Raw genomic sequence first — 21,986 nt, forward strand, 5'->3', positions numbered from 1 at the left:
CTTCTCCCATATCGCTGTTCGCCCCCGTCCTAGCCATTCGCCCGTGCGCGGGCCCCACCCGCGCCGGGCGTCGAATCGCGCCGGCGTCACGCCGGCGGCTCGTCGAGCGTCGGCAGCGACACGGTGATCGCCGTGCCGACGCCCGGCGTGCTGTCGACGCCGATGCCGCCGCCATGCCGCACGACGACGGTCTTGACGAACGCCATCCCGAGCCCGGACCCGGCGACTTCCGGCCGCTCGCTCGTGTGAAACCGCTTGAAGCGCTCGAACAGGTGCCGCTGATCCTCGAGCGAAATGCCGTAGCCCTGGTCGCGGATCGTGCAGCGCAGGCGCTTCGTGTCCGGCTCGACCGATAGCGTACACGTGATCACCGTATCCGTCGGACTGTATTTGACCGCATTGTTCAACAGGTTCACGAGCGCGCGGGTCATCAGCGAGCGGTCGGCGCCGACCCAGCACGGCTCGTCGCCGAGCGACGTGTCGATGCGGATCCGCTTCGCCTGCGCCTGCGGCCAGACCTCGTCGCTCGCGTCGATCAGCAGGTCGGTGAAGCTCACCGCTTCGAGCTGGTACGTCTGCGACTCGGCGCGCGCGAGCTGCACGAACTCGTCGGCGAGCATCAGCGCGCGCTGCGCGTAGCGCTCGATCCGCGCGAGCAGCCCGCGCGCGTGATCGGATTCGGCCCGCTGCCGCTCGATCTCGACGAGCGCGAGGATCGACGACTGCGGCGAGCGCATGTCGTGCGACAGCAGGTGCAGCGCTTCCTCGCGCTGCCGCTCGGCCGCGTGCAGCGCGGTCACGTCGACGAGGCTCGCGATCCAGCCCGTCACGTGGCCCTGCGCGTTCGTGCACGGCGCGTAGCGTAGCAGATGATCGAGCCCGCTCAGGTCGCGGACTTCGATGCCGCGCTCCATCACGTCGTTCTCGTAGTCGAGCGTCGGGTCGAGCGCGGCGGGCCAGTGCGTGCGGATGTCGAGGTCCTGCTCGGCGTTGCCGTCGACCGTCTTCGTAAACGCCAGCTCGCCGAACGCGACGCGCAGCGGCCGCCCTTCCGGCGCCGGCGCGTTGAGCCGCGCGCAATAGCGCTTCGCCGCGTGGTTCGCGATCAGCACGGTACCCGCGAGATCGGTGACGACGACGGGCTCCGGCATGCTGTCGAGGCTGTCCCAGACGAAGCGCTTCATGTCCTGCACGCGCTGCGCGGCCTGCGCCATCAGCGCCATCTGCCGCTCGAGCACGTCGCCGCCGAATTCGCCCCGCTCGCGCGGCGCCTCGGGCAGCAGATGCGGCTCGTCGGCAAGACGCTGCAGCTCGTGGCGCAGGTACGACATCGTCATCTCGAGGCGCCGCCAGTTCCAGATCGGGTAGACCGCGATCAGCCCGAAGATCGCCGGCGCGGGCGACAGCCACAGCCTCGCCTCGTAGAGGAGCGCCGTGCTCGACGCGACCGCGAGCGCCGCGAGGCTCAGCGTGAGGAGCAGCGAGCGCCACGGCGACAGCATCAGGAAGCCGGCGAGCAGAACGACGAGCGGCAGCAGCGACGCGCTGAACACGAGCCAGCCGGACACGGGCGAGATCGCGCGCCCCGTCATCAGCGTATCGAGCACGCTTGCATGGATGTAGACGCCCGGCAGCGGACCGAACTCGCCCGAGATCGGCGTCGCGAAGCGGTCGTAGAGTCCCGACGCGGTTGCGCCGACGATCACGATCTTCCCGCGGAGCTGCTCGGGGTCCACGCGGCCCGCGAGCACGTCGACGAACGAGATCGCCGGATAGTTCTGCGACGCGCGGCTGAACGGAATGAAATAGCGGGATTCGCCGTTGTCGTCCCGTGCGATGTCGTGCGCGCGCCGCGCGACGGGCGCGGGCTGCGCGAGCTTCAGCTGGCCGTTCTCGAGCGCGTGGAACACGGGCACCATCAGTTGCGGCCAGCGGTGCCGGCCGTCGCTCTCGAAGAGCGCGACGCTGCGCACGATACCGTCCGGGTCGACTTCCAGATTGATGTGGCCCGCGCCCGCGACGTGCTGCGCGAGCACCGGCACGGGCGGATTGACGGTGCGCGTGCCGTCGCCCTCCTCGGGGCTCAGCAGCACGGGCAGGAACGTCGGCACGAGATCGAGCGACTTCGCCAACGCCTTGTCGTCGGCGGACGGCTCGGTGAACAGCACGTCGTAGACGACGGCGGCCGGCTGCGTTTTCGCGAGCGCGTCGAGGAATTCCGCATGGACGCTGCGCTGCCACGGCCAGCGGCCGAGCGTGTCGAGACTGCGGTTGTCGATCTCGACGATCACGATGTTCGGCTCGATCGGCAGCTTGCGCAGCGTCAGCAAGCGGTCGTAGATGATCCGGTCGACGCTCGCCGTCATCCGGCCCGCGACGCCCCCGAGGATCACCGCGATCCCGAGACAGCCGATCGCGATCCACTCGACGAGAAAGCGGCGGCCAAGCAGCCGCCGCCGTTGCGTGCGGTCGAATCTCATCCGCCGCCCATCAACGCGCGATCGTGAACGCGTTGACCGCGCTGGCCTTCTCGTAGAAACGGCCGCCTTCGAAGCGCTCCGCGATCACGGACCAGTAGTAGTCGCCAGGCTTCAGGTTCGATACGACGATGCGCCCGCCCTGCACGTCGACCTGGTCGACGATCGGATTGCTCAGGTCCTTCGCCCCCGACAGCACGAAGCGGAAGCGCGTCGCGCCGCCCGCCGCGCCGCCGTCCGTCGTCGACCAGCGGAACGCGTATCCGCCGTCGGCGGGCGCAGCGGACGCGTCGATCCCGAAGCGTCGGCGCTCGAACGCGTAGATGCGCGGCTGGCCTTCGAGGCCGTGCGAATCGACGGCCGAGATCCGGACGAAATAGGTGCCGTCCGGCACGTCCGCAAACGCGGCGTGCGGCGCATTCACGCGCAATTCCTTGAAGAGATCGTACAGGCCCGCGTCGCGCGCGATCTGCACGTGGTAGCTCTGCGCGCCGCCCAGCGGCACGAGATCGAACGCCACCTGCGGCTCGTCCTGCACCTTCGCCGGATCGGCGAGCTGCGGCGCGCCCAGGAGCGCGATCGGGCTGCCGACCACGCCGCTCGCGCTCGACACGTTGCCGAAGTTCGCGTGGACGAGCGTGTCGGTCGTGCGCTTCACGCTCGGCGCGACGCCGACCGTGCCGTCCAGCACTTCGACCGTCGTCGACTCATGGCCGTCCTTGTCGTAATTCACGCGAAAGCGCGTGCCGCGCACGCCGGCGACGACCGACGGCGAACGGATCTGGAAGCGATCGTCCTTTTTCTTCAGATGGGTGACTTCGCTGTCGACCGAGCCGCGCCGCAGATCGATCACGCGCTCGAGCGTGCCCGTCAGCACGGTGCGGCGCAGCGTCGCGAGATCGATCTGGCTGTCGGGCGGCATGCTCAGGTGCGTGCCGTCCGTGAGCTCGAGCGTGACGAACGCGTTCGCGCCCGTGCGCAGGCGGTCGCCTTCCGTCAGCGTCGTGTCGACGGCGACGGGCGCGAACTGCGCGGAGCCGCGCCCCGCGCTCTCCACCGTGCCGTGCGCGGCGATCACGCGCGCCGACAGCCGCTCCTTGCGCAGCCGCGCCGCGGGCAGCTTCAGCACGATGCCCGGCTGCAGGTGCTTCGGCACCGGCACGTCGTTCAGCTGCGCGACGAGCGGCCAATCGTCCGATCCTTGCAGGTAGCGGGCCGCGACGTCGTACAGCGTGTCGCCGCCGCGCGTCGTGTAGTCGACGGTCTGCGCGGCCGGGCGCTTCGCCGGCTGCGCGCCGGCGTGCTGCGCCGCCAGGGCCACTGCCGCGGCGCAGCACGCCGTCAGCACGTACTTCGTCACGATGCCGCTTGCGCTCACTCGGCGTCTCCCTGCATCACGCGCTCGAGCCGGTAGCCGTAGCCGTAGATCGGCGCGAGTCGGTAGCCGTTCTCCGGACGCAGGCCGAGCTTCGTGCGCAGCATCGAAATGTGCGTGTCCATCGTCCGCGACGGAATGTCGGTCGCCTGTTTCCAGACGAGATCGAGGATGTGCGCGCGCGACAGCGGCCGGTCGAGGTGCTGGAACAGCAGCAGCGCGAGCTCGAACTCCTTCTGCGTGAGGCTCACCGGCTTGTCGCCGACGTACGCCTGCTTCAGGTTCGCGTCGAACTTGTAGTTGTCGAACTCGCGGATCGACGACTCCGCGTTGACGGGATACGCGCGGCGCAGCAGCGAGCCGATCCGCGCGCGCAGGATCGGGCCGGACACGGGCTTCACGACGTAGTCGTCGGCGCCCGCGTTCAGGATTTGCGTGATGCCCGCTTCGTCGTCGCGGCTCGTCATGAAGATGATCGGCAGACGATGCTCGACCTGGTTCGCCCGCACCCACTTCAGGACTTCCTCGCCGGACATGTCCGGCACGTTCCAGTCGAGCACCAGCAGATCGAACGTCTCGCGCTGCAGGCGCTTCTTCAGCGCCTTGCCTTCCTTGAACGCATAGCACGTATGGCCTGCGGCAGTCAGCGTCTGACTGACAAAATCCGTTTGGGCCTGATCGTCATCCAGTACAGCAATTCTCATAGCACCCCGCAAAACGAAATCCATTCGGGCTCCCGCGTCCGCCGAGCGGCCATGGGCAAGCCCGCACGAGCCCCGATTCGTAATAACCCGCCATTATCGGCTGAATGGTGATGATTGTCCGGCGCGCTACGCGCGAACCGGTATTCTATGTGATCGATGCCCCATATCTCAAAAACGGGGCACGCCTGAACGGCGTTTTCATGATGGTAGTATGAAAACGTCCTGAGAAATGTGCGTATCGCCGCGTAATTATGTCAACGGTGATCGAACCGCACGCCGCGCCGCCAGCTGCTTGCCCGACGAGCACGCCGGGAGCGCTCCGCTAGGCCGGATCGGTTTCGAGTGCGCCGCGTGCGATCGCACGCGGCGCGTGTTGCAACGCTTCGTGCAGACGGCCGCGCACGTGCTCCCAAGCGGCGCGCGCATAGTCCGGCTGATCGGCCGCCCATGCGTGCGCGAGATCGAACACGCGCTCGACGGTCGCCGCGCAGCGCGTCAGGTCCGGCTGCGGACTGCCGAGCGCTTCGCGCATCCATTCGGCGAGCCACGGCATGTCGACCGCGCTCGCATCCGCATAGGCCTCCAGCGCGGCACGCGCATGGCGGTCATGCTCGGGATCGAGCTCGACGCGCTGCATCGGCCGCATCCGCTCGCGCGCCTTGCCGTTCGGCTCGAACGGTATCCGAATCGTTCCCGATCTGAACAGCATGACATTCCCCTGTTTGCCGCAACGACACGCACGGGGCATGTCCTTCGCGATACGTCCCGTCCACGGCCGCGGCGTCGCACGGCGTGTTTCTGCAGACGAGATCCGACAGCGCAGTATAAGCAGTGCGCGATGACAGGTGGTTTAAGGATTGTCAGACGCGCCGGGCCGCCGTCGGCCCGGCGCGTTCGTTTGCGGCGTTCGCGCGGCAAGCCCGCGATGAAAAAATGCCGCGCCGGGCACGCCCGCGCGGCATCGGAACGACGCGGCACCGCCGCCTTGCGCGTCAGCGGCGGCGCATCAGGAAAACGAACGTCTTGTCCTGCGTGGTCGACGACTCGACGATCTCGTTGCCCGTCTGCTTCGCGAACGCGGCGAAATCGCGCTGCGAGCCGGGATCGGTGGCGAGCACCTTGAGAATCTGGCCGCTTTCCATGTCGGCCAGCGCTTTCTTCGCGCGCAGGATCGGCAGCGGGCAATTGAGCCCGCGCGCGTCCACTTCCTTGTGAATGAGCATCGGCTTTCGACCTTCGAATGACGCGCCGTCGCGGCGCTGTCGGAACGCAAGATTCTACCGCATGCGCTCCCGAGCGCACCCGCGCACGAGCAAGCACCGACGCGCGCGGCGCTCGCCGACGCGCGCGTCGGACTACAGCGCCACCGCCCGTCCGGTCTGCAGCGACTCGCGCAGCGCATGGCCGATCCTCGTCGCCTCGAGCGCGTCCGCGAGCGTCGCGCCGCCCGAGCCGCCGTCGCCCCGCACCGCCGCGACGAACGCCTGCGCCTCGATCAGGAACGCCTCTTCGAAGCGATCGAAGAACGTCGGCGTGCAGGTGTTGCGGATGCCCGTCGCGTCGTGGATCTCGACGCGGTTCGCCCGCGGGTTGCGGCCGATCGTGAGCGCCCCGGCGGTGCCGATCACCTCCGAGTGCGTGTCGTTGCCGTGCGCCATCGTGCGCGACGCGTAGAACATCGCGAGCCGGCCGCCCTCGAACTCGCAGATCGCGACGCCGTTGTCGACGTCGCCGCACGCGCGCAGGCCGTCGTGCAGCGCGATCGCGCCCGCCGCGTACACGCGCTGCGCGCGCGGCGCGCCGAGCAGCCACCGCGCGACGTCGATGTCGTGCACCGTGCAGTCGAGGAAGATGCCGCCCGAGCTCGGCGCGAAGCGCACGAAGAATCCCTCCGGATCGTTCTGGTCGCAGGTCTGCGAGCGCACGAGGAACGGCCGGCCGATCGCGCCCGCCGCGACGCGCTCGTATGCGTCGCGGTAGCTCGGATCGAAGCGGCGCATGAAGCCGATCGTCGCGACGAGATGCGGCCGCGCGCGCGCCTCGGCCAGCACCCGCTCGCACTCGGCGAGATCGAGCGACAGCGGCTTCTCGCAGAACACGTGCTTGCCGGCGGCGAGCGCCGCGACGATCTGGTCCGCGTGCAGCGCCGACGGCGTGACGAGCCACAGCGCGTCGAGCTCGGGATCGGCGACGAGCGCGTCGAAGTCCTCGTAGACGCGCGGCACCTTCAGCGCGTCGCGCGCCCACGCGCGTTCGTCCGCGACCGGGCTGCACGCGGCGGCGAGCGCCGCGCCCGCGACGCGGCGCGCGAGGTTTTCCGCATGGCGCCGGCCGAGCCGGCCGAGCCCCGCGATGCCGATCCGCACGGGAGCGGCGCTTTGGCTGACTGTCATCGCATCGCTCCTTCAGGCCGCCGGCTCGCCGAGCTTCACAGCGCGCCCTTCGCGCCACGACAGCGTCGCGGCCTCGGCGAGCTCGAGCGCCTTCACGCCGTCCGCGACTGTCGTGCGCACCGGCTCGCCGCGCGTCACCGCCGCGAAGAAATGCGCGATCTCGCGCGCGTACGCGGCGCGGTAGCGCTCGAGGAAGAACGCCTCGGGCAGATCGGTCGACACCGCCTGCGCCGAATAGCCCGTCACCTCGGTCGGCCGCACGTTGCCCGCCTGCAGCATCCCGGCGCTGCCGAGCACCTCGAAGCGCTGGTCGTAGCCGTACGCGGCGCGGCGCGTCGTGTTGATCTGGCAGAGCCGGCCGCGCTTCGTGCGGATCGTGACCGCGGTCGAATCGACGTCGCCCGCGTCCGCGATCGCCGGATCGGTGAGGCAGCTGCCCGTCGCGTGCAGCGTGTCGGCGTCGTCGTCCAGGATCCAGCGGAAGATGTCGAAGTCGTGGATCAGCATGTCCTTGAAGATCCCGCCCGAGTGCTTGATGTAGTCGACGGGCGGCGCGCCCGGATCGCGGCTCGTCACGACGAGCATCTCCGGCGCGCCGATCTCGCCCGCGTCGATGCGGCGCTTCACCGCCTCGAAGGTCGGATCGAAACGGCGCTGGAAACCGATCATGCAGACGACGCCCGCCGCCGCGACGGCCGCCTCGCACGCGCGCGCCCGCGCGACCGTCAGGTCGACGGGCTTCTCGCAGAACACGTGCTTGCCCGCGCGCGCGGCGCCGGCGATCAGGTCGGCGTGCGTGTCGGTGCTCGAGCAGATCACCGATGCGCCGATCGACGCGTCGCCGAGCGCGCCGTCGACGTCGGCGACCTGCGCGCCGTGCTGCGCGGCGAGCGCGGCCGCCGCGTCGCGGTTCACGTCGATCACGTACTTCAGGCGCACGCCGGGCCGGCGCGCGAGATTGCCCGCATGGATGCGGCCGATCCGCCCGGCGCCGAACACGGCGACGTCGATCGTCGGTACTGCGTCAGTCATCGTATCCTCCAGTGTCCTTGACTTCTTCCACGTTCAATTCCAGCCGGTACGCGAGCGCGATGAAGAGCGCCTGGCACAGGCAGATCGTGCTCGTCAGCGAACGGAACGCGAACGCGCTCCCCTCCTTCACGAGCAAATGAGCGCTCGCGTCGCGCGCGAGCGGCGACAGACGGCTGTCGGTGATGACGAGCGTCTGCGCATGGTTGTGGCGCGCGGCGCGCAGGCAGTACTGCGTCTCCTTGCCGTACGGCGCGAAGCTGATCGCGATCACGACGTCGCCCTTCTTCACGCTGCGGATCTGCTCGCGGTACATGCCGCCGAGCCCCGACACGAGGTGCACGCGCTTCGCCGTATGCTGCAGCGCATACACGATGTAGCTCGCGACCGGAAACGAGCGGCGCACGCCGACCACATAGATGTTCTCCGCCTTCTCGAGCATCGTGACGGCCGCGTCGAACTGGTCGTCGTCGAGGCCCGCCGCGAGCTCGTCGAGCCCCGCGCGCGACGCGTCGACGAACTGCCGCGCGACCGCGCCGCCCGTCATCGGGCCCGACTTGCCGTCGATCAGGCTGCGGATCCGCTGCTGGTAGCTCTGCACGGTCGGGTTCTGGCCCGTGTACGCGTCCTTGAACACCGCCTGCAGATCGGAAAACCCGGAAAAGCCGAAGCGCTGCGCAAAGCGCACGACGGCGGACGGATGCACGCCGCAGCGCTCGGCGATGTCGCTCGTGCGGTCCATCATCACGCTCGAGCGGTGCTCGTCGATGTACGACGCGATGCTCTTCAGCTGGCGCGGCAGCGTGTCGTAGGCGTCGGCGATCCGTTGCAGCAGGTCGTCGACGGCGGGCGTCTCCGGTTGTGTCGTGTCGTCCATGTCCGTTCCGGCCGGCGGGCGCCGCTTCGCGCATCGCGCGCGCCGCGGACGGCATCCGGCTCCCAGTCTTGTCGTGCACCGAGTATAGGCACTCCGGATTCAAAATGGAACAAATTTTCCATGGCACGATTAAATAAAATTTTCTTTGCAATCCGTGGCGAGTTGACCTAACCTTGCTCGTGAACGCGGCCGGTCTGCGTTCGCCCGAAAACGACAGACAGAGAAAGGTGGAGACATGAGACTTTGCACTGGCAAGGCCGTCCTGCGCGCGTGCGTCGCCGCGATCGCCGTCGCGGCGGGCGTGGGCGGCGCGGCCCCGGCAGCCCAGGCGGCGGACGCCCGGTTCGCGCTGATCAGCCACGCGCCCGATTCCGATTCGTGGTGGAACACGATCAAGAACGCGATCAAGCAGGCGGACGAGGACTTCAACGTCACGACCGACTACCGCAACCCGCCGAACGGCGACATCGCCGACATGGCGCGCTTGATCGAGCAATCGGCCGCGCGCGACTACGACGGCGTGATCACGACGATCGCCGACTACGACGTGCTCAAGAATTCGCTCAAGAAAGTCACCGCAAAGAAGATCCCGCTCGTGACGATCAACTCCGGCACCGAGGAGCAAAGCGCGCAGCTCGGCGCGATCATGCACGTCGGCCAGCCCGAGTACGTCGCGGGCCGCGCGGCGGGCGAAAAGGCGAAGGCGGCGGGCGTGAAGACGTTCGTCTGCGTGAACCACATCGCGACCAACAGCGTGTCGTTCGACCGCTGCCGCGGCTTCGCCGACGCGATCGGCGCCGACTACAAGCGCTCGACGATCGATTCCGGACAGGACCCGACCGAGATCCAGTCGAAGGTCAGCGCATACCTGCGCAACCATCCGGACACGCAGGCGATCCTGACGCTCGGCCCGGTGCCCGCCGCGGCGACGCTGAAGGCGCTCCAGCAGATGGGCCTCGCGAACAAGCTCTTCTTCGCGACGTTCGATTTCTCGGACGACATCGCCAAGGCGATCCAGAGCGGCGCGATCAAGTTCGCGATCGACCAGCAGCCGTACCTGCAGGGCTACATCCCGGTCGCCGTGCTCGCGATCGCGAAGCAGAACAAGACCACCGATCCCGCGAAGATCCGCCAGATCCTCGAGGCGAATCCGAAGTTCCAGGCGCGGCTCGCCACTTACGGGCTGCAACCGTCGTACGGGCCGAAGAACATCCGGTCCGGTCCCGGCTTCATCACGAAGGAGAACATCGACAAGGTGCTCAAGTACGCGGGCCAGTACCGCTAACGTCCATCGCATCGATTCGTACGACGCGCGGCGCACGCCGCGCGCTTTACCGGCGACGCGGGGCCGAACGCGCCGAGCGCCGGGCATCAAGGAGACATCATGGGTGTAGTCGGCAAGCACATGTCAGCGCACGCACACGAGAAGCCGCAGCCGGGCGCCGCGTCCGACGAGCGGCTGCGCGGCGAAGCGTGGTTCCAGCGCTTTCTCAATCGTCCCGAGTTCGCCGCGATTTCCGGCGCCGTGCTCGTGTTCGCGGTGTTCGCGTTCGGCGCGGGCGGCTCCGGGATGTTCAATCTCGACGGGATCATGAACTGGTCGCAGGTCGCGGCCTACCTCGGCATCCTCGCCGTCGGCGCGTGCCTCCTGATGGTCGCGGGCGAGTTCGACCTGTCGATCGGCTCGATGATCGGCTTCGCCGGGATGATGGTCGCGATCCCGACCGTCTACTTCCACTGGCCGATCTGGCTCGCGATCCTGTTCGCGTTCGCCGGCTCGATGGCGCTCGGCGCGCTGAACGGCTATCTCGTGATGCGCACGAAGCTGCCGTCGTTCATCGTCACGCTCGCATTCCTGTTCATCCTGCGCGGCCTCACGCTCGCGCTCTCCATCATGTTCGCCGACCGCACGATCGTGTCGGGCCTCGGCGACTACGCGCACGCCGACCCGATCACGCATTTCCTGTTCCAGGGCGTCGCGTTCCACGACCTGTTCCGCTGGCTCGCGCACGTCGGCATCGGCCAGGTGCTCGACAACGGCGAGCCGCTCGTGCCCGGCGTGCCGAAGGTGCTGCTGTGGTGGTTCGCCGTCACCGCGATCGGCGCGTTCGTGCTCGCGAAGACGCGCTACGGCAACTGGATCCTCGCCGCGGGCGGCGACGCGCACGCGGCGAAGAACGTCGGCGTGCCGGTGCGCCGCGTGAAGATCTCGCTGTTCGTGCTGACCGCGTTCTGCGCGTGCCTGTTCGCCGTGCTGCAAGTCGCCGACATCGGCTCGGCCGCCGCCGACCGCGGGCTGCAGAAGGAATTCGAGGCGATCATCGCCGCGGTGATCGGCGGCACGCTGCTCACGGGCGGCTACGGGTCGGTGATCGGCGCGGCGTTCGGCGCGCTCATCTTCGGCGTCGTGCAGATCGGCATCACCTACACGAACATCAGCTCGGACTGGTTCCGCGTGTTCCTCGGCGTGATGCTGCTCGTCGCCGTGCTGTTCAACCACTACGTCCGCCGCCGCGTGTCGCAATCGTAACGGAGTTCAAGCATGTCCACGCCAGCATCCAACGATACGATTCTCTCGCTCGAGAACGTCAGCAAGTATTTCGGCAAGGTGATCGCGCTGTCGGGCGTCACGCTGCGCCTGAAGCGCGGCGAAGTCCACTGCCTGCTCGGCGACAACGGCGCCGGCAAGTCGACCCTCATCAAGACGCTCGCGGGCGTTCATCAGCCGTCCGACGGGCAGTATCTGGTAGACGGCAAGCCCGTCCTGTTCGAATCGCCGAAGGACGCGCTCGACCTCGGCATCGCGACCGTCTACCAGGACCTCGCGCTCGTGCCGCTCCTCTCCGTCGCGCGCAACTTCTTCATGGGCCGCGAGCCGCAGAAGAAGCTGTTCGGCTTCGTCAACGTGATGGATCTCGATTCGGGCGCTCGGATCGCCCGCACGAAGCTCGCCGAGATGGGCATCAACGTGCGCGACGCGCACCAGCCGATCGGCACGATGTCGGGCGGCGAGCGGCAGTGCCTCGCGATCGCGCGCGCGATCCACTTCGGCGCGCGCGTGCTGATCCTCGACGAGCCGACCGCCGCGCTGGGCGTCAAGCAGAGCTTCAACGTGCTGAAGCTGATCCACGCCGCGCGCGCGAAAGGAATCTCGGTGATCTTCATCACGCACAACGTGCATCACGCGTACCCGATCGGCGATTCGTTCACGCTGCTCAACCGCGGCCGCTCGCTCGGCACCTTCACGAAGGACACGATCAGCAAGAACGAAGTGCTCGACATGATGGCGGGCGGCGCCGAGATGCAGAAGATGATCGCCGAACTCGACGGCGCGACCATTTGATCCAGGACTCGCGATGACTTCCCCTACTCTCTCCTTTGCGCAGCATCGCCCGCTCGACGTGATCTGCATCGGCCGCGTCGCGGTCGATCTCTACGCGCAGCAGATCGGCGCGCGGCTCGAGGACGCGTCGAGCTTCGCGAAGTATCTCGGCGGCTCGTCGGGCAACATCGCGTTCGGCTGCGCGCGGCTCGGCCTCAAATCGGCGATGCTCTCGCGCGTCGGCCACGACCACATGGGCCGCTTCGTGTCCGAGACGCTCGCGCGCGAAGGCTGCGACACGAGCCGCCTGCGCACCGATCCCGAGCGCCTGACCGCGCTCGTGCTGCTCGGCCTGAAAGACCGCGACACGTTTCCGCTCGTCTTCCATCGCGAGAACTGCGCGGACATGGCGCTCGACGAGAACGACTTCGACGAGGCGTTCATCGCGTCGTCGAAGGCGCTCCTCATCACCGGCACGCACTTCTCGACCGAGCAGGTGAACCGCGCGAGCCGCCGCGCGCTCGACTACGCGCGCCGCAACCAGGTGCGCACGGTGCTCGACATCGACTATCGCCCCGTGCTGTGGGGCCTCACCGGCAAGGCCGACGGCGAGACGCGCTTCATCGCGAACGAAGGCGTGACCGCGCACCTGCAGCGGATCCTGCCGCTCTTCGACGTCGTGATCGGCACCGAAGAGGAATTCCGCATCGCGGGCGGCAAGGACGCGCTCCTCGACGCGCTCGCGATGGTGCGCGCGGTGACGAGCGCGACGCTCGTCGTCAAGCGCGGGCCGCTCGGCTGCTCGATCGTCGACGGCGACGTGCCCGCGACGCTCGACGCGCTGCCGATCATCGGCGGCGTCGAAGTCGAAGTGATGAACGTGCTCGGCGCGGGCGACGCGTTCGCGTCGGGCTTCCTGTCGCAATGGCTGCGCGGCCGCCCGTTCGACGAAGCGGCGCGCGCGGCGAACGCGTGCGGCGCGCTCGTCGTGTCGCGGCACGGCTGCTCGCCCGCGATGCCGACGCCCGCCGAGCTCGCGTATTTCCTCGGCGAGGCGAAGCGCGATCCCGTGCGGATGCGCCGCCCCGACCTCGATCCGACGCTTGCGCGGCTGCATCGCGTGACGCCCGCGCGCACGCCGCGCGACGAGGTGCTCGGCTTCGCGTTCGATCATCGCAACCAGTTCTTCGAGCTCGCGCGGCTGACGGGCGCGAGCGTCGCGCGCGTCGGGAAGCTCAAGCGCCTGTTCGTCGAGGCGGTCGCGCAGACGGAAGCGCAGCTTGGGCTCGCCGGCCGGATCGGCGTGCTGATCGACGACCGCTACGGCCAGGATGCGCTCAACGACGCGACGGGCCGCGCCTGGTGGATCGGCCGCCCGGTCGAGCTGCCCGGCTCGCTGCCGCTCGAATTCGATCACGGCCGCTCGATCGGCACGACGCTCGTATCGTGGCCGCGAGAGCACGTCGCGAAGTGCCTCGTCCAATACCATCCGGACGAGCCCGCCGAGCAGCGGATCGAACAGGAAACGCAGCTGCGCGCGCTGTACGACGCGGTGCAGGCGAGCGGCCACGAACTGCTGCTCGAAGTGATCCCGCCGCGCCGCGCGGACCTGCCGCAGGCCGCCGACACCGTGTACCGCGCGCTCAAGCGCCTGTACAACATCGGCATCCATCCGGAATGGTGGAAGCTCGCGCCGCTCGACGCCGCGCAATGGAAGGCGATCGACGCGCTGATCGCCGAGCGCGATCCCTGCTGCCGCGGCGTCGTGCTGCTCGGCCTCTCGGCGCCCGTCGACGCGCTCGTCGACGGCTTCAAGGCGGCGGCCGCGTCCGCGACGTGCCGCGGCTTCACGGTCGGCCGCACGATCTTCCACGAGCCGAGCCGCGCGTGGCTCGCGGGCGAGATCGGCGATGCCGAGGTGATCGCCCGCGTACGGCAGACCTTCGAGACGCTGATCGGCGCATGGCGCGCGGCCCGCGCGAGCGACGGCGCGCACGATCGGCACGCGGCCGCGCGGCGCGTCGCCGCCTAGGAGCCCATGCATGAATCGCAGAGCAATGGACGACGAAACCCTACGAGACCCGAGCGTGAACGACATCATCGACGATCCGGCCGCGAACGCCGCCGGCACGGTCCGGCTGACCGCCGCGCAGGCGCTCGTGCGCTATCTGGCCGCGCAGCGCGTCGCGGCCGGCGACGGCAACGGCAGCGGCGGCCATGACGACGGCGGCGAGCCCCTCTTCGGCGGCGTGTTCGCGATCTTCGGACACGGCAACGTCGCGGGCCTCGGCGAAGCGCTCTATCAGCACCGCGACGCGCTGCCGACCTATCGCGCGCACAACGAGCAGGCGATGGCGCACAGCGCGATCGCGTACGCGAAGGCGCACTTCCGCCGCCGGATGATGGCCGTGACGACGTCGATCGGCCCCGGCGCGACGAACCTCGTCACCGCGGCCGCGCTCGCGCACGTGAACCGGCTGCCGGTGCTGCTGCTGCCGGGCGACGTCTTCGTGTCGCGCGCGCCGGACCCGGTGCTGCAGCAGATCGAGGATTTTCACGACGGCGGGATTTCGGCGAACGACGCGTTCAAGGCCGTGTCGCGCTACTTCGACCGGATCGTGCATCCGGCGCAGCTCCTCACCGCGCTGCCGCGCGCGATGCGCGTGCTGACCGACGCGGCCCTCTGCGGCCCCGTCACGCTCGCGCTGCCGCAGGACGTGCAGGCGATGGCGCACGACTACCCGGCCGCGTTCTTCGCGCCGCGCGTCGTCGCGTTCCATGCGCCCGCGCCCGTCGAGGCGGAACTCGAAGCGGCGCTCGCGCAGCTGCGCGCGGCGAAGCGGCCGTTCATCGTCGCGGGCGGCGGCGCGCTCTACAGCGAAGGCGGCGCGGCCGCGCTCGCCGCGTTCGCCGAGCGGCACGGGATTCCGGTCGGCGAGACGCAAGCGGGCAAGAGCGCGCTGCCGTGGGATCACCCGCTCAACGCGGGCGCGATCGGCGTGACGGGCTCGCCCGCCGCGAACGCGCTCGCGAGCGACGCCGATTGCGTGATCGCGGTCGGCACGCGGCTGCAGGACTTCACGACCGGCTCGAACACGCTGTTTGCGCACGCGCGCGTCGTCGGCATCAACGCGAACGCATTCGATGCGCTGAAGCACCGCGCGTCGATCGTCGAGGCCGATGCGCGGCTCGCGCTCGACGCGCTCGGCGCGCGCCTCGAAGGCTGGCGCGCGGACGCCGCGTGGACCGCGCGCGCGCATGCGCTCGCGGGCGATTGGCGCGACGCCGTGACGGCCGTCACGCACGCGCCGCCGCGCGCGGGCGCGCTGCCGTACGACGCCGACGTGATCGGCGCCGTCCAGCGCTCCGCGCCCGACTCGGCCGCGCGCGACATCGCGGTCTGCGCGGCGGGCACGCTGCCCGCCGAGCTGCACAAGCTGTGGCGCGCGGCGGCGCCGGGCGGCTATCACGTCGAATACGGCTATTCGTGCATGGGCTACGAGATCGCGGGCGGCCTGGGCGCGAAGCTCGCGAAGCCCGAGCGCGAAGTGATCGTGATGGTCGGCGACGGCAGCTATCTGATGATGAACAGCGAGATCGCGACGTCGGTGATGCTCGGCGCGAAGCTCGTCGTCGTCGTGCTCGACAACCGCGGCTACGGCTGCATCAACCGGCTGCAGCAGGCCTGCGGCGGCGCGCCGTTCAACAACCTGTTCGACGACTGCGTGCAAGGCCCGCTCGGCGCGCCGCGGATCGACTTCGCCGCGCACGCGCGCGCGCTCGGCGCAAACGCGGAGCACGTCGCCGACGTCGCCGCGCTCGAAGCGGCGCTCGCGCGCGCCCGCGCGTCCGATCGCACGTACGTGATCTGCATCGACACCGACCCCGCCCGCACGACGGCCGACGGCGGCTGGTGGTGGGAAGTCGCGGTGCCCGAAGTGTCGCCGCGCGACGCGGTGCGCGACGCGCGCGCGAACTACGAGCGGCAGGTCGCCGCCCGCACGGGCGCCGGCCGCGCATCGTCCTCAGCAACCTCTACCCCGGAATCATCGACATGAGCGCATCCGACATCCGTATCGGCGTCAATCCGCTGTCGTGGATGAACGACGACCTGCCGTCGCTCGGCGGCGAGACGCCGCTGTCCGTCGCGCTGGCCGAAGGCCGCGAGATCGGCTATGAAGGCTTCGAGCTCGGCAACAAGTTTCCGCGCGAGCCGCAGGCGCTGAAGACGCTGCTCGCGCAGTACGACCTGTCGCTCGTGTCCGGCTGGTACTCGGGGCGGCTCGCCGAGCGCGGCGTGCAGGAAGAGATCGACGCGGTCGGCCCGCATCTCGAACTGCTCGCGAAGAACGGCGCAACCGTGATGGTGTACGGCGAAGTCGCCGGCACGATCCAGGGCTCGCCCGCGCCGCTCTACCAGCGCCCGCGCTTCGTCGACGGCGCGCAATGGGACGCGTACGCCGAGCGCGTCGACGCATTCGCGCGCTACACGCTCTCGCAAGGCGTGCGGCTCGGCTATCACCATCACATGGGCGCGTACGTCGAATCCCCCGCCGACGTCGACCGCCTGATGGCGAGCACGAGCGACGCGGTCGGCCTGCTGTTCGACGCCGGGCACATGACGTTCGGCGGCGGCGATCCGGTCGCGGCGCTCGCGAAGCACATCGACCGCGTATGCCACGTCCACTGCAAGGACGTGCGCCCCGCCGTCATCAAGCTCGCGCGCAACCGCAACTGGAGCTTCCTCGACGCGGTGATCGCCGGCGCGTTCACCGTGCCGGGCGACGGCGCTATCGATTTCCCGGCGATCATCGGCATGCTGAAGCGCCACGGCTATCGCGGCTGGCTCGTCGTCGAGGCCGAGCAGGACCCGGCCGTCGCGCCGAGCTACGCGTATGCGCAACAGGGCTATCGGACGCTGCGCGCGCTCGTCGACGCGCCGCTTTCGCCCGTCGATCACAAGGAGGCGGCTTAAATGAGTCTGCTCGTCAAGGGCGCGAGCGACGGCACGTCGATCGCGCGCGTCACGCCGGAATCGGCGCACTGGAAACACGTCGGCTTCGCCGCGTATCGGCTGAAGGCGGGCGAATCGGTCGAGCTCGTCGAGGCCGCGCGCGAGATGTGCATCGTCGTGCTGACGGGCGCCGTCGACGTCGAGGCGGACGACGGCGCGCGCTGGACCGAGCTCGGCTCGCGCGACAGCGTGTTCGACGGCGTCGCGCCGTATGCGCTCTATCTGCCGCCGAAGCGGCGCGTGACCGTGCGCGCGTCGCGCGACGCGGAGCTCGGCGTCGCGAGCGCGCCCGCGGCCGGCCGCTATCCCGCGCGGCTCATCAAGCCGTCGCAGATGCAGCGCTCGGTGCGCGGCAGCGGCGCGAACACGCGCTACGTCTGCGACATCCTCCCGCAAACGGAACCGGCCGAATCGCTGCTCGTCGTCGAGGTGCGCACGCCGTCCGGGCATTCGTCGAGCTATCCGCCGCACAAGCACGATACCGATAACGCGCCCGTCGAAAGCTCGCTCGAAGAGACGTACTACCACCGCGTGCATCCGCCGCAGGGCTTCGTGTTCCAGCGCGTGTACACCGATTCGCGCGACATCGACGAATCGATGGCCGTGTGCGACCACGACGTCGTGCTCGTGCCGCGCGGCTACCACCCGGTCGTCGTGCCTTACGGATACGAGTCGTACTATCTGAACGTGATGGCCGGGCCGACTCGCGTGTGGCACTTCAAGAACGATCCCGCGCACGAGTGGATGCTGGGCGAACGGTGACCTCCGGGCGGCGGCGCGGTCGATGCCGCGCCGGCCGGCCGCCGATGATGCGTCCGATGCGCTCGACGAGCGCGTTGCCGGCATCGTGCTTGTGCGGCGGACAGCTCGGCGAACGCGCTGCGGCCGCCGATGCGCGTATCGGCATCACGGACGCCGAGCCGGCCGACCTCGCCCGATCGGCGATCGCCGTGCGCCGCGACACCCGGATCGTGCGAAACCGGCTCGCCGAGCCGGCCGACGCTCAACCGACGCTCAACCGACGCTCAGCCAGCGCGCGACCGTTTCCGCGTCGAGCGCATCGGGCGCGCCGTCGTAGACGATTCTTCCCCGCCCCATCACCGCGACGCGCGACGCGAGCGCCGGTGCAAGCTGCATCCGCTGCTCGATCAGGAGCAACGCGACGCCTTGCGCCTGCGCGTCGGCGAGGCACGCGCGGACCTGCTCGACCGCGAGCGGCGCGAGCCCTTCGGCCGGCTCGTCGACGATCAGCACGCGCGGCGCGCCGATCAGCGCGCGCGCGAGCGCGAGCATCTGCTGCTCGCCGCCCGACAGCACGCCCGCCTTCGTCCGCCAGCGCTCGGCGAGCATCGGATAGCGCTCGCGCGCGTCGGCGAGCGCCGCGCGCGCGGCCGAGCGACGCGCGCCGCGCAGGCCGAGCCGCAGATTGTCCTCGACGCTCAGCAGCGCAAACACGTCGCGGCTCTCGGCGACGTAGCCGACGCGATGCCGCGCGATCGCGAACGGCGGCTCGCCCGCGACGTCGACGCCGTCGATGCGCATCGCGCCCGCGGCCCGCACGATGCCCATGATCGCCTTCGCGAGCGTCGAGCGGCCCGAGCCGTTGCGGCCGATCAGCGCGACGGCCTCGCCCGCCGCGATCCGCAGGTCGACGCCGTCGAGCACCGGCAGCGCGCCGTATCCGGCGCGCACGCCGCGCAGTTCGAGCAGCGCGCTCATCGCTCGAACGCCTCGCCGAGATACGCGGCGCGCACCGCCGCGTTCGCGCGGATCGCCGCGGGCGTGCCGGTCGCGACGAGCTCGCCGCGCACGAGGACCGACACGCGATCGGCGAAACCGAACACCGCGTCCATGTCGTGCTCGATCATCAGCACCGTCTTGCCCGCCGTCGCGCGCCGGATCAGTTCGATCGTCCGCCGCGCCTGCTCGCGGCTCATGCCCGCCGTCGGCTCGTCGAACAGGAACACCGACGCGCCGCTCGCGAGCGCGAGTCCGACATCGAGCGCGCGCTGCTCCGCGTAGCTGAGGCTGCCCGCGAGCACGTCGCGGCGCGCGGCGAGGCCGATCGACGCGAGCGCGGCGTCGGCGGCGCGATCGATCGCGGCGGCGTCGGCGAGCCGGTTGCGCCAGCGGCGGCGCTGCCGCGGCGCGTGCAGCGCCGCGCAACGCAGGTTGTCGTAAACGGTCATCCGCGCGAACACGCTCGTCTGCTGGAAGCTGCGCGCAAGCCCGAGACGCGCGACCGCATGCGGGCCGCGCCGCCCGAGCTCGACGCCGTTCAGCGCGATGCGTCCGCGCGTCGGCGCGAGCGCGCCCGCGATCAGGTCGAAGAGCGTCGATTTGCCCGCGCCGTTCGGGCCGATCAGCGCGTGGCGCTCGCCGTGCCGGATCGTCAGATCGACGCCGGCGAGCACCGGCGTCGCGCCGAACGATTTGCCGACGTTCGTCACGCGCAGCGCGGGCGGCGCGGTCGCGCCCCGCACGCTCGCGCGGCCGAGGCCTGCCGCGGTGGCGCCAGGCGCCGCCGGCGCAGCGAACGACGCGGCGGCGCCGGACACGTTCGCGCTTTCACGCGCATTCGCCAAGCCGACCACGTCGCTCACGTCACGCGCATCGGATGCGTCGGCACCATCGACATCCGACTCAGTCGACCGAGACATGCCGCCCGACCGCCGCGCCGCGCGCGCGAGCCCCGCGCCGATCGCCGCGGCGGCCGCCGCGATGCTCCAGCCGAGCGGCGCGCCTGCATCGAACCGCCAGGGCCCGATGACGGCGCGCCGCCCTTCGTCCTGCGCGAACTGCAGCGCATACGCGAGCTCGACGACGAACACGATCGCGACGCCGAGCGCGATCGCCGCACCCGCGCCGGCCAATTCACGCCGCCAGTCGACGCGCGCGCCGCCATGCCGCCGCGCATCGCGCCGCGCGCGCCATCGGCCGCTCACGCCGCCCGGCGCCGCCAGCACGACGGCGACGAACAACACGCCCAGATACAGCAGCCACGCCCGCGACACGCTCGCGACGAACACGCTGAAGAACGTCAGCAGCACCGCGCCGACGACCGGCCCGAAAAACCCCGTCGCGCCGCCGATCACGGTCGCGAACAGCACGGCGCCCGAGCGCAGCATCCCGACGCTCTCCGACGTCGCGACCTCGACGTCGATCAGCGTGAGCGCGCCCGACACGCCCGCAAAAAACGCCGCCGCGACCGCCATCGCGTAGCGCACGCGGCGCGGATCGGTGCCGAGCGCGGCGACGCGCGCCGGGTTGTCGCGGACCGCGTTCGCGAGCCGCGCGAACGGCGTGCCCGCGAGCGCGCGCATCGCGGCCGCCGCGCCGACGCACCAGAGCGCGATCAGCGCATACGCGTGCATCGGCCGCGCGAAATGCCACGCGCCGAGCGCGGGGCCGCTCGCCCGGTCGATCGACACGCCGCCCGCGCCGCCGAACCAGCCGGGCACGCTCCACGCGGCCGCGGCGACGAGCTCGCCGAGCCCGAGCGTGATCATCGCGAACGCGGTGCCCGCGCGCCGCGTCGCGATGAAGCCGAACAGCGCGCCGAAGCCCGCGCCCGCGACGCCGCCCGCGAGCGGCACGAGCGGCAGCGGCAAGCCATAGCGATTGAACACGTGCGCGGCGGCGAACGCGCCGAGCCCCGCGAACGCCGCGTGCCCGAACGACAGCAGCCCGGTCGCGCCGAGCAGCAGGTTGTACGACAGCGCGAGCACGATCAGCGCGGCCGTCTGCGCGAGATAGCCGAGCATCCAGCCGCGCGGCCACACGAGCGCCGGCACGGCGAGGAGCGCGATCAGCGCGAGCCACGGCAACGCGTGAGACAGGCGGCTTCGCACGGTCGCGCTAGACATCGGCGCGCTCGCCGAACAGGCCGCGCGCGCGGCACGCGAGCACGGCGACGAGCAGCAGATACGGAATCAGCGGCGCGAGCTGCGCGACCGTCAGCGCGCGCCACGCGTCGGGCAGCGCGATGCCGGCCCATTCGGCGGCGTCGTTGAGCGACGCGCTGCTCGCCGTCGCGAACGTCTGCGCGCAGCCGACGACGAGCGATGCGGCGAGCGCGCCCGCGAGCGAGCCGAGCCCGCCGATCACGATCACCGCGAACACGACCGAGCCGAGCGTCTCCGCCATCGCGGGCTCGATCACCGCGAGCGGCGCGCCGATCACGCCCGCCAGCGCGGCGAGCGCGGTGCCCGCGGCGAACACGAGCGTCATCACGCGCGGCACGTCGTGGCCGAGCGCCTCGACGGCCGTGCGATGCGTAAGCGCCGCGCGCACCACGAGCCCCGTCTGCGACACGCGCAGCCCCGCCCACGACGCGCCGAGCATCGCGACCGACACGGCCATCATGAATACGCGATAACGCGAAAACGCCGCGCCGTAGACGGTGAACGCGGGGCCGTCGAGCGCGGCCGGCACGGGCGCGGCGAGCGGCGCGAGCCCCCACGCGAGCTTCACGCCTTCGGCGATCAGATACGCGAGCCCGAACGTCAGCAGCAATTCGTCGAGATGGCCGCTCGCCCTCACGCGCCGCAGCAGCGTGCGCTCGCACAGCGCGCCGAACGCGCCGACGACGAGCGGCGCGACGGCGAGCGCGATCCAGAAATTCGTGTGCGCGGCGATCGCGAAGCCGACATAGGCGCCCAGCATGTAAAAGCTCGCATGCGCGAAATTCAGCACGCCTAGCATGCTGAAGATCAGCGTGAGCCCCGCGCACAACATGAACAGCAACAGCCCGTAGCTCAGGCCGTTCAGCAGATTGATGACGATCGACTGCACC

At 70.2% G+C, this 21,986-nt stretch carries 18 protein-coding genes; 7 read left to right on the forward strand and 11 right to left on the reverse strand.

Annotation, left to right across the window (positions count from 1 at the left end; all coding sequences use genetic code 11):
• Nucleotides 1-86: 86 nt before the first annotated feature.
• From BG90_RS18195 to BG90_RS18230, 8 genes are all read right to left on the reverse strand, one after another.
• Nucleotides 87-2,480: a CHASE2 domain-containing protein gene (locus BG90_RS18195; protein WP_010115744.1), complete on the reverse strand. Its 2,394-nt coding sequence runs from the start codon at nt 2,478-2,480 to the stop codon at nt 87-89.
• Nucleotides 2,481-2,490: 10 nt separating this feature from the next.
• Nucleotides 2,491-3,855 carry a FecR family protein gene (locus BG90_RS18200; protein WP_010115745.1) on the reverse strand — a complete coding sequence of 455 codons (1,365 nt, stop codon included), beginning with the start codon at nt 3,853-3,855 and terminating at the stop codon, nt 2,491-2,493.
• On the reverse strand, nt 3,852-4,556 hold the full coding sequence (locus BG90_RS18205) for a response regulator transcription factor (RefSeq protein ID WP_004193573.1): 705 nt from the start codon (nt 4,554-4,556) through the stop codon (nt 3,852-3,854). Before BG90_RS18205 ends, BG90_RS18200 begins: the two co-directional genes overlap by 4 nt.
• Nucleotides 4,557-4,878: 322 nt before the next feature.
• The gene (locus tag BG90_RS18210) at nt 4,879-5,265 is read right to left on the reverse strand and encodes a hypothetical protein (protein WP_010115746.1); all 387 of its coding nucleotides are present in this window, start codon (nt 5,263-5,265) and stop codon (nt 4,879-4,881) included.
• A gap of 283 nt (nt 5,266-5,548) precedes the next feature.
• Nucleotides 5,549-5,779: a sulfurtransferase TusA family protein gene (locus BG90_RS18215; protein ID WP_004193727.1), complete on the reverse strand. Its 231-nt coding sequence runs from the start codon at nt 5,777-5,779 to the stop codon at nt 5,549-5,551.
• Nucleotides 5,780-5,911: 132 nt separating this feature from the next.
• Nucleotides 5,912-6,949: a Gfo/Idh/MocA family oxidoreductase gene (locus BG90_RS18220; protein ID WP_010115747.1), complete on the reverse strand. Its 1,038-nt coding sequence runs from the start codon at nt 6,947-6,949 to the stop codon at nt 5,912-5,914.
• A gap of 12 nt (nt 6,950-6,961) precedes the next feature.
• Nucleotides 6,962-7,981, reverse strand: a complete 1,020-nt coding sequence (gene iolG, locus BG90_RS18225) for an inositol 2-dehydrogenase (RefSeq protein ID WP_010115748.1) — start codon at nt 7,979-7,981, stop codon at nt 6,962-6,964.
• Nucleotides 7,974-8,855: a MurR/RpiR family transcriptional regulator gene (locus BG90_RS18230; RefSeq protein WP_010115749.1), complete on the reverse strand. Its 882-nt coding sequence runs from the start codon at nt 8,853-8,855 to the stop codon at nt 7,974-7,976. Before BG90_RS18230 ends, iolG begins: the two co-directional genes overlap by 8 nt.
• Before the next feature lie 235 nt (nt 8,856-9,090).
• Between BG90_RS18230 and BG90_RS18235 the strand changes: the two genes are divergently transcribed.
• The 7 genes from BG90_RS18235 (at nt 9,091) to iolB (ending at nt 17,953) form a co-directional block, all read left to right on the forward strand.
• Nucleotides 9,091-10,140, forward strand: a complete 1,050-nt coding sequence (locus BG90_RS18235; RefSeq protein ID WP_010104283.1) for a sugar ABC transporter substrate-binding protein — start codon at nt 9,091-9,093, stop codon at nt 10,138-10,140.
• Nucleotides 10,141-10,239: 99 nt separating this feature from the next.
• Nucleotides 10,240-11,385, forward strand: coding sequence for an ABC transporter permease (locus tag BG90_RS18240; protein WP_010104284.1), 1,146 nt, complete (start codon nt 10,240-10,242; stop codon nt 11,383-11,385).
• 12 nt (nt 11,386-11,397) lie between these two features.
• Complete coding sequence (locus tag BG90_RS18245; protein ID WP_010104285.1) at nt 11,398-12,198, forward strand: ATP-binding cassette domain-containing protein; 801 nt, start codon at nt 11,398-11,400, stop codon at nt 12,196-12,198.
• 13 nt (nt 12,199-12,211) lie between these two features.
• The gene (locus BG90_RS18250; protein ID WP_025989849.1) at nt 12,212-14,209 is read left to right on the forward strand and encodes a bifunctional 5-dehydro-2-deoxygluconokinase/5-dehydro-2-deoxyphosphogluconate aldolase; all 1,998 of its coding nucleotides are present in this window, start codon (nt 12,212-12,214) and stop codon (nt 14,207-14,209) included.
• 10 nt (nt 14,210-14,219) lie between these two features.
• Nucleotides 14,220-16,235 carry a 3D-(3,5/4)-trihydroxycyclohexane-1,2-dione acylhydrolase (decyclizing) gene (gene iolD, locus BG90_RS18255; RefSeq protein WP_045568262.1) on the forward strand — a complete coding sequence of 672 codons (2,016 nt, stop codon included), beginning with the start codon at nt 14,220-14,222 and terminating at the stop codon, nt 16,233-16,235.
• Nucleotides 16,232-17,152, forward strand: coding sequence for a myo-inosose-2 dehydratase (iolE, locus tag BG90_RS18260; RefSeq protein WP_010115752.1), 921 nt, complete (start codon nt 16,232-16,234; stop codon nt 17,150-17,152). The genes iolD and iolE overlap by 4 nt, the downstream gene beginning before the upstream one ends.
• Nucleotides 17,153-17,953: a 5-deoxy-glucuronate isomerase gene (gene iolB, locus BG90_RS18265; protein WP_010104290.1), complete on the forward strand. Its 801-nt coding sequence runs from the start codon at nt 17,153-17,155 to the stop codon at nt 17,951-17,953.
• Between the two features lie 252 nt (nt 17,954-18,205).
• Here iolB and BG90_RS18270 read toward each other — a convergent pair whose 3' ends face one another.
• The 3 genes from BG90_RS18270 to BG90_RS18280 are packed head-to-tail and all read right to left on the reverse strand — an operon-like array spanning nt 18,206 to nt 21,985.
• Complete coding sequence (locus BG90_RS18270) at nt 18,206-18,910, reverse strand: ABC transporter ATP-binding protein (protein WP_045568263.1); 705 nt, start codon at nt 18,908-18,910, stop codon at nt 18,206-18,208.
• The gene (locus tag BG90_RS18275; protein WP_045568264.1) at nt 18,907-21,057 is read right to left on the reverse strand and encodes a branched-chain amino acid ABC transporter ATP-binding protein/permease; all 2,151 of its coding nucleotides are present in this window, start codon (nt 21,055-21,057) and stop codon (nt 18,907-18,909) included. Before BG90_RS18275 ends, BG90_RS18270 begins: the two co-directional genes overlap by 4 nt.
• Nucleotides 21,050-21,985: a branched-chain amino acid ABC transporter permease gene (locus BG90_RS18280; protein WP_010104295.1), complete on the reverse strand. Its 936-nt coding sequence runs from the start codon at nt 21,983-21,985 to the stop codon at nt 21,050-21,052. Before BG90_RS18280 ends, BG90_RS18275 begins: the two co-directional genes overlap by 8 nt.
• Nucleotide 21,986: the final 1 nt, after the last annotated feature.

The sequence above is a fragment of the Burkholderia oklahomensis C6786 genome (assembly GCF_000959365.1).
Lineage (GTDB): Bacteria > Pseudomonadota > Gammaproteobacteria > Burkholderiales > Burkholderiaceae > Burkholderia > Burkholderia oklahomensis.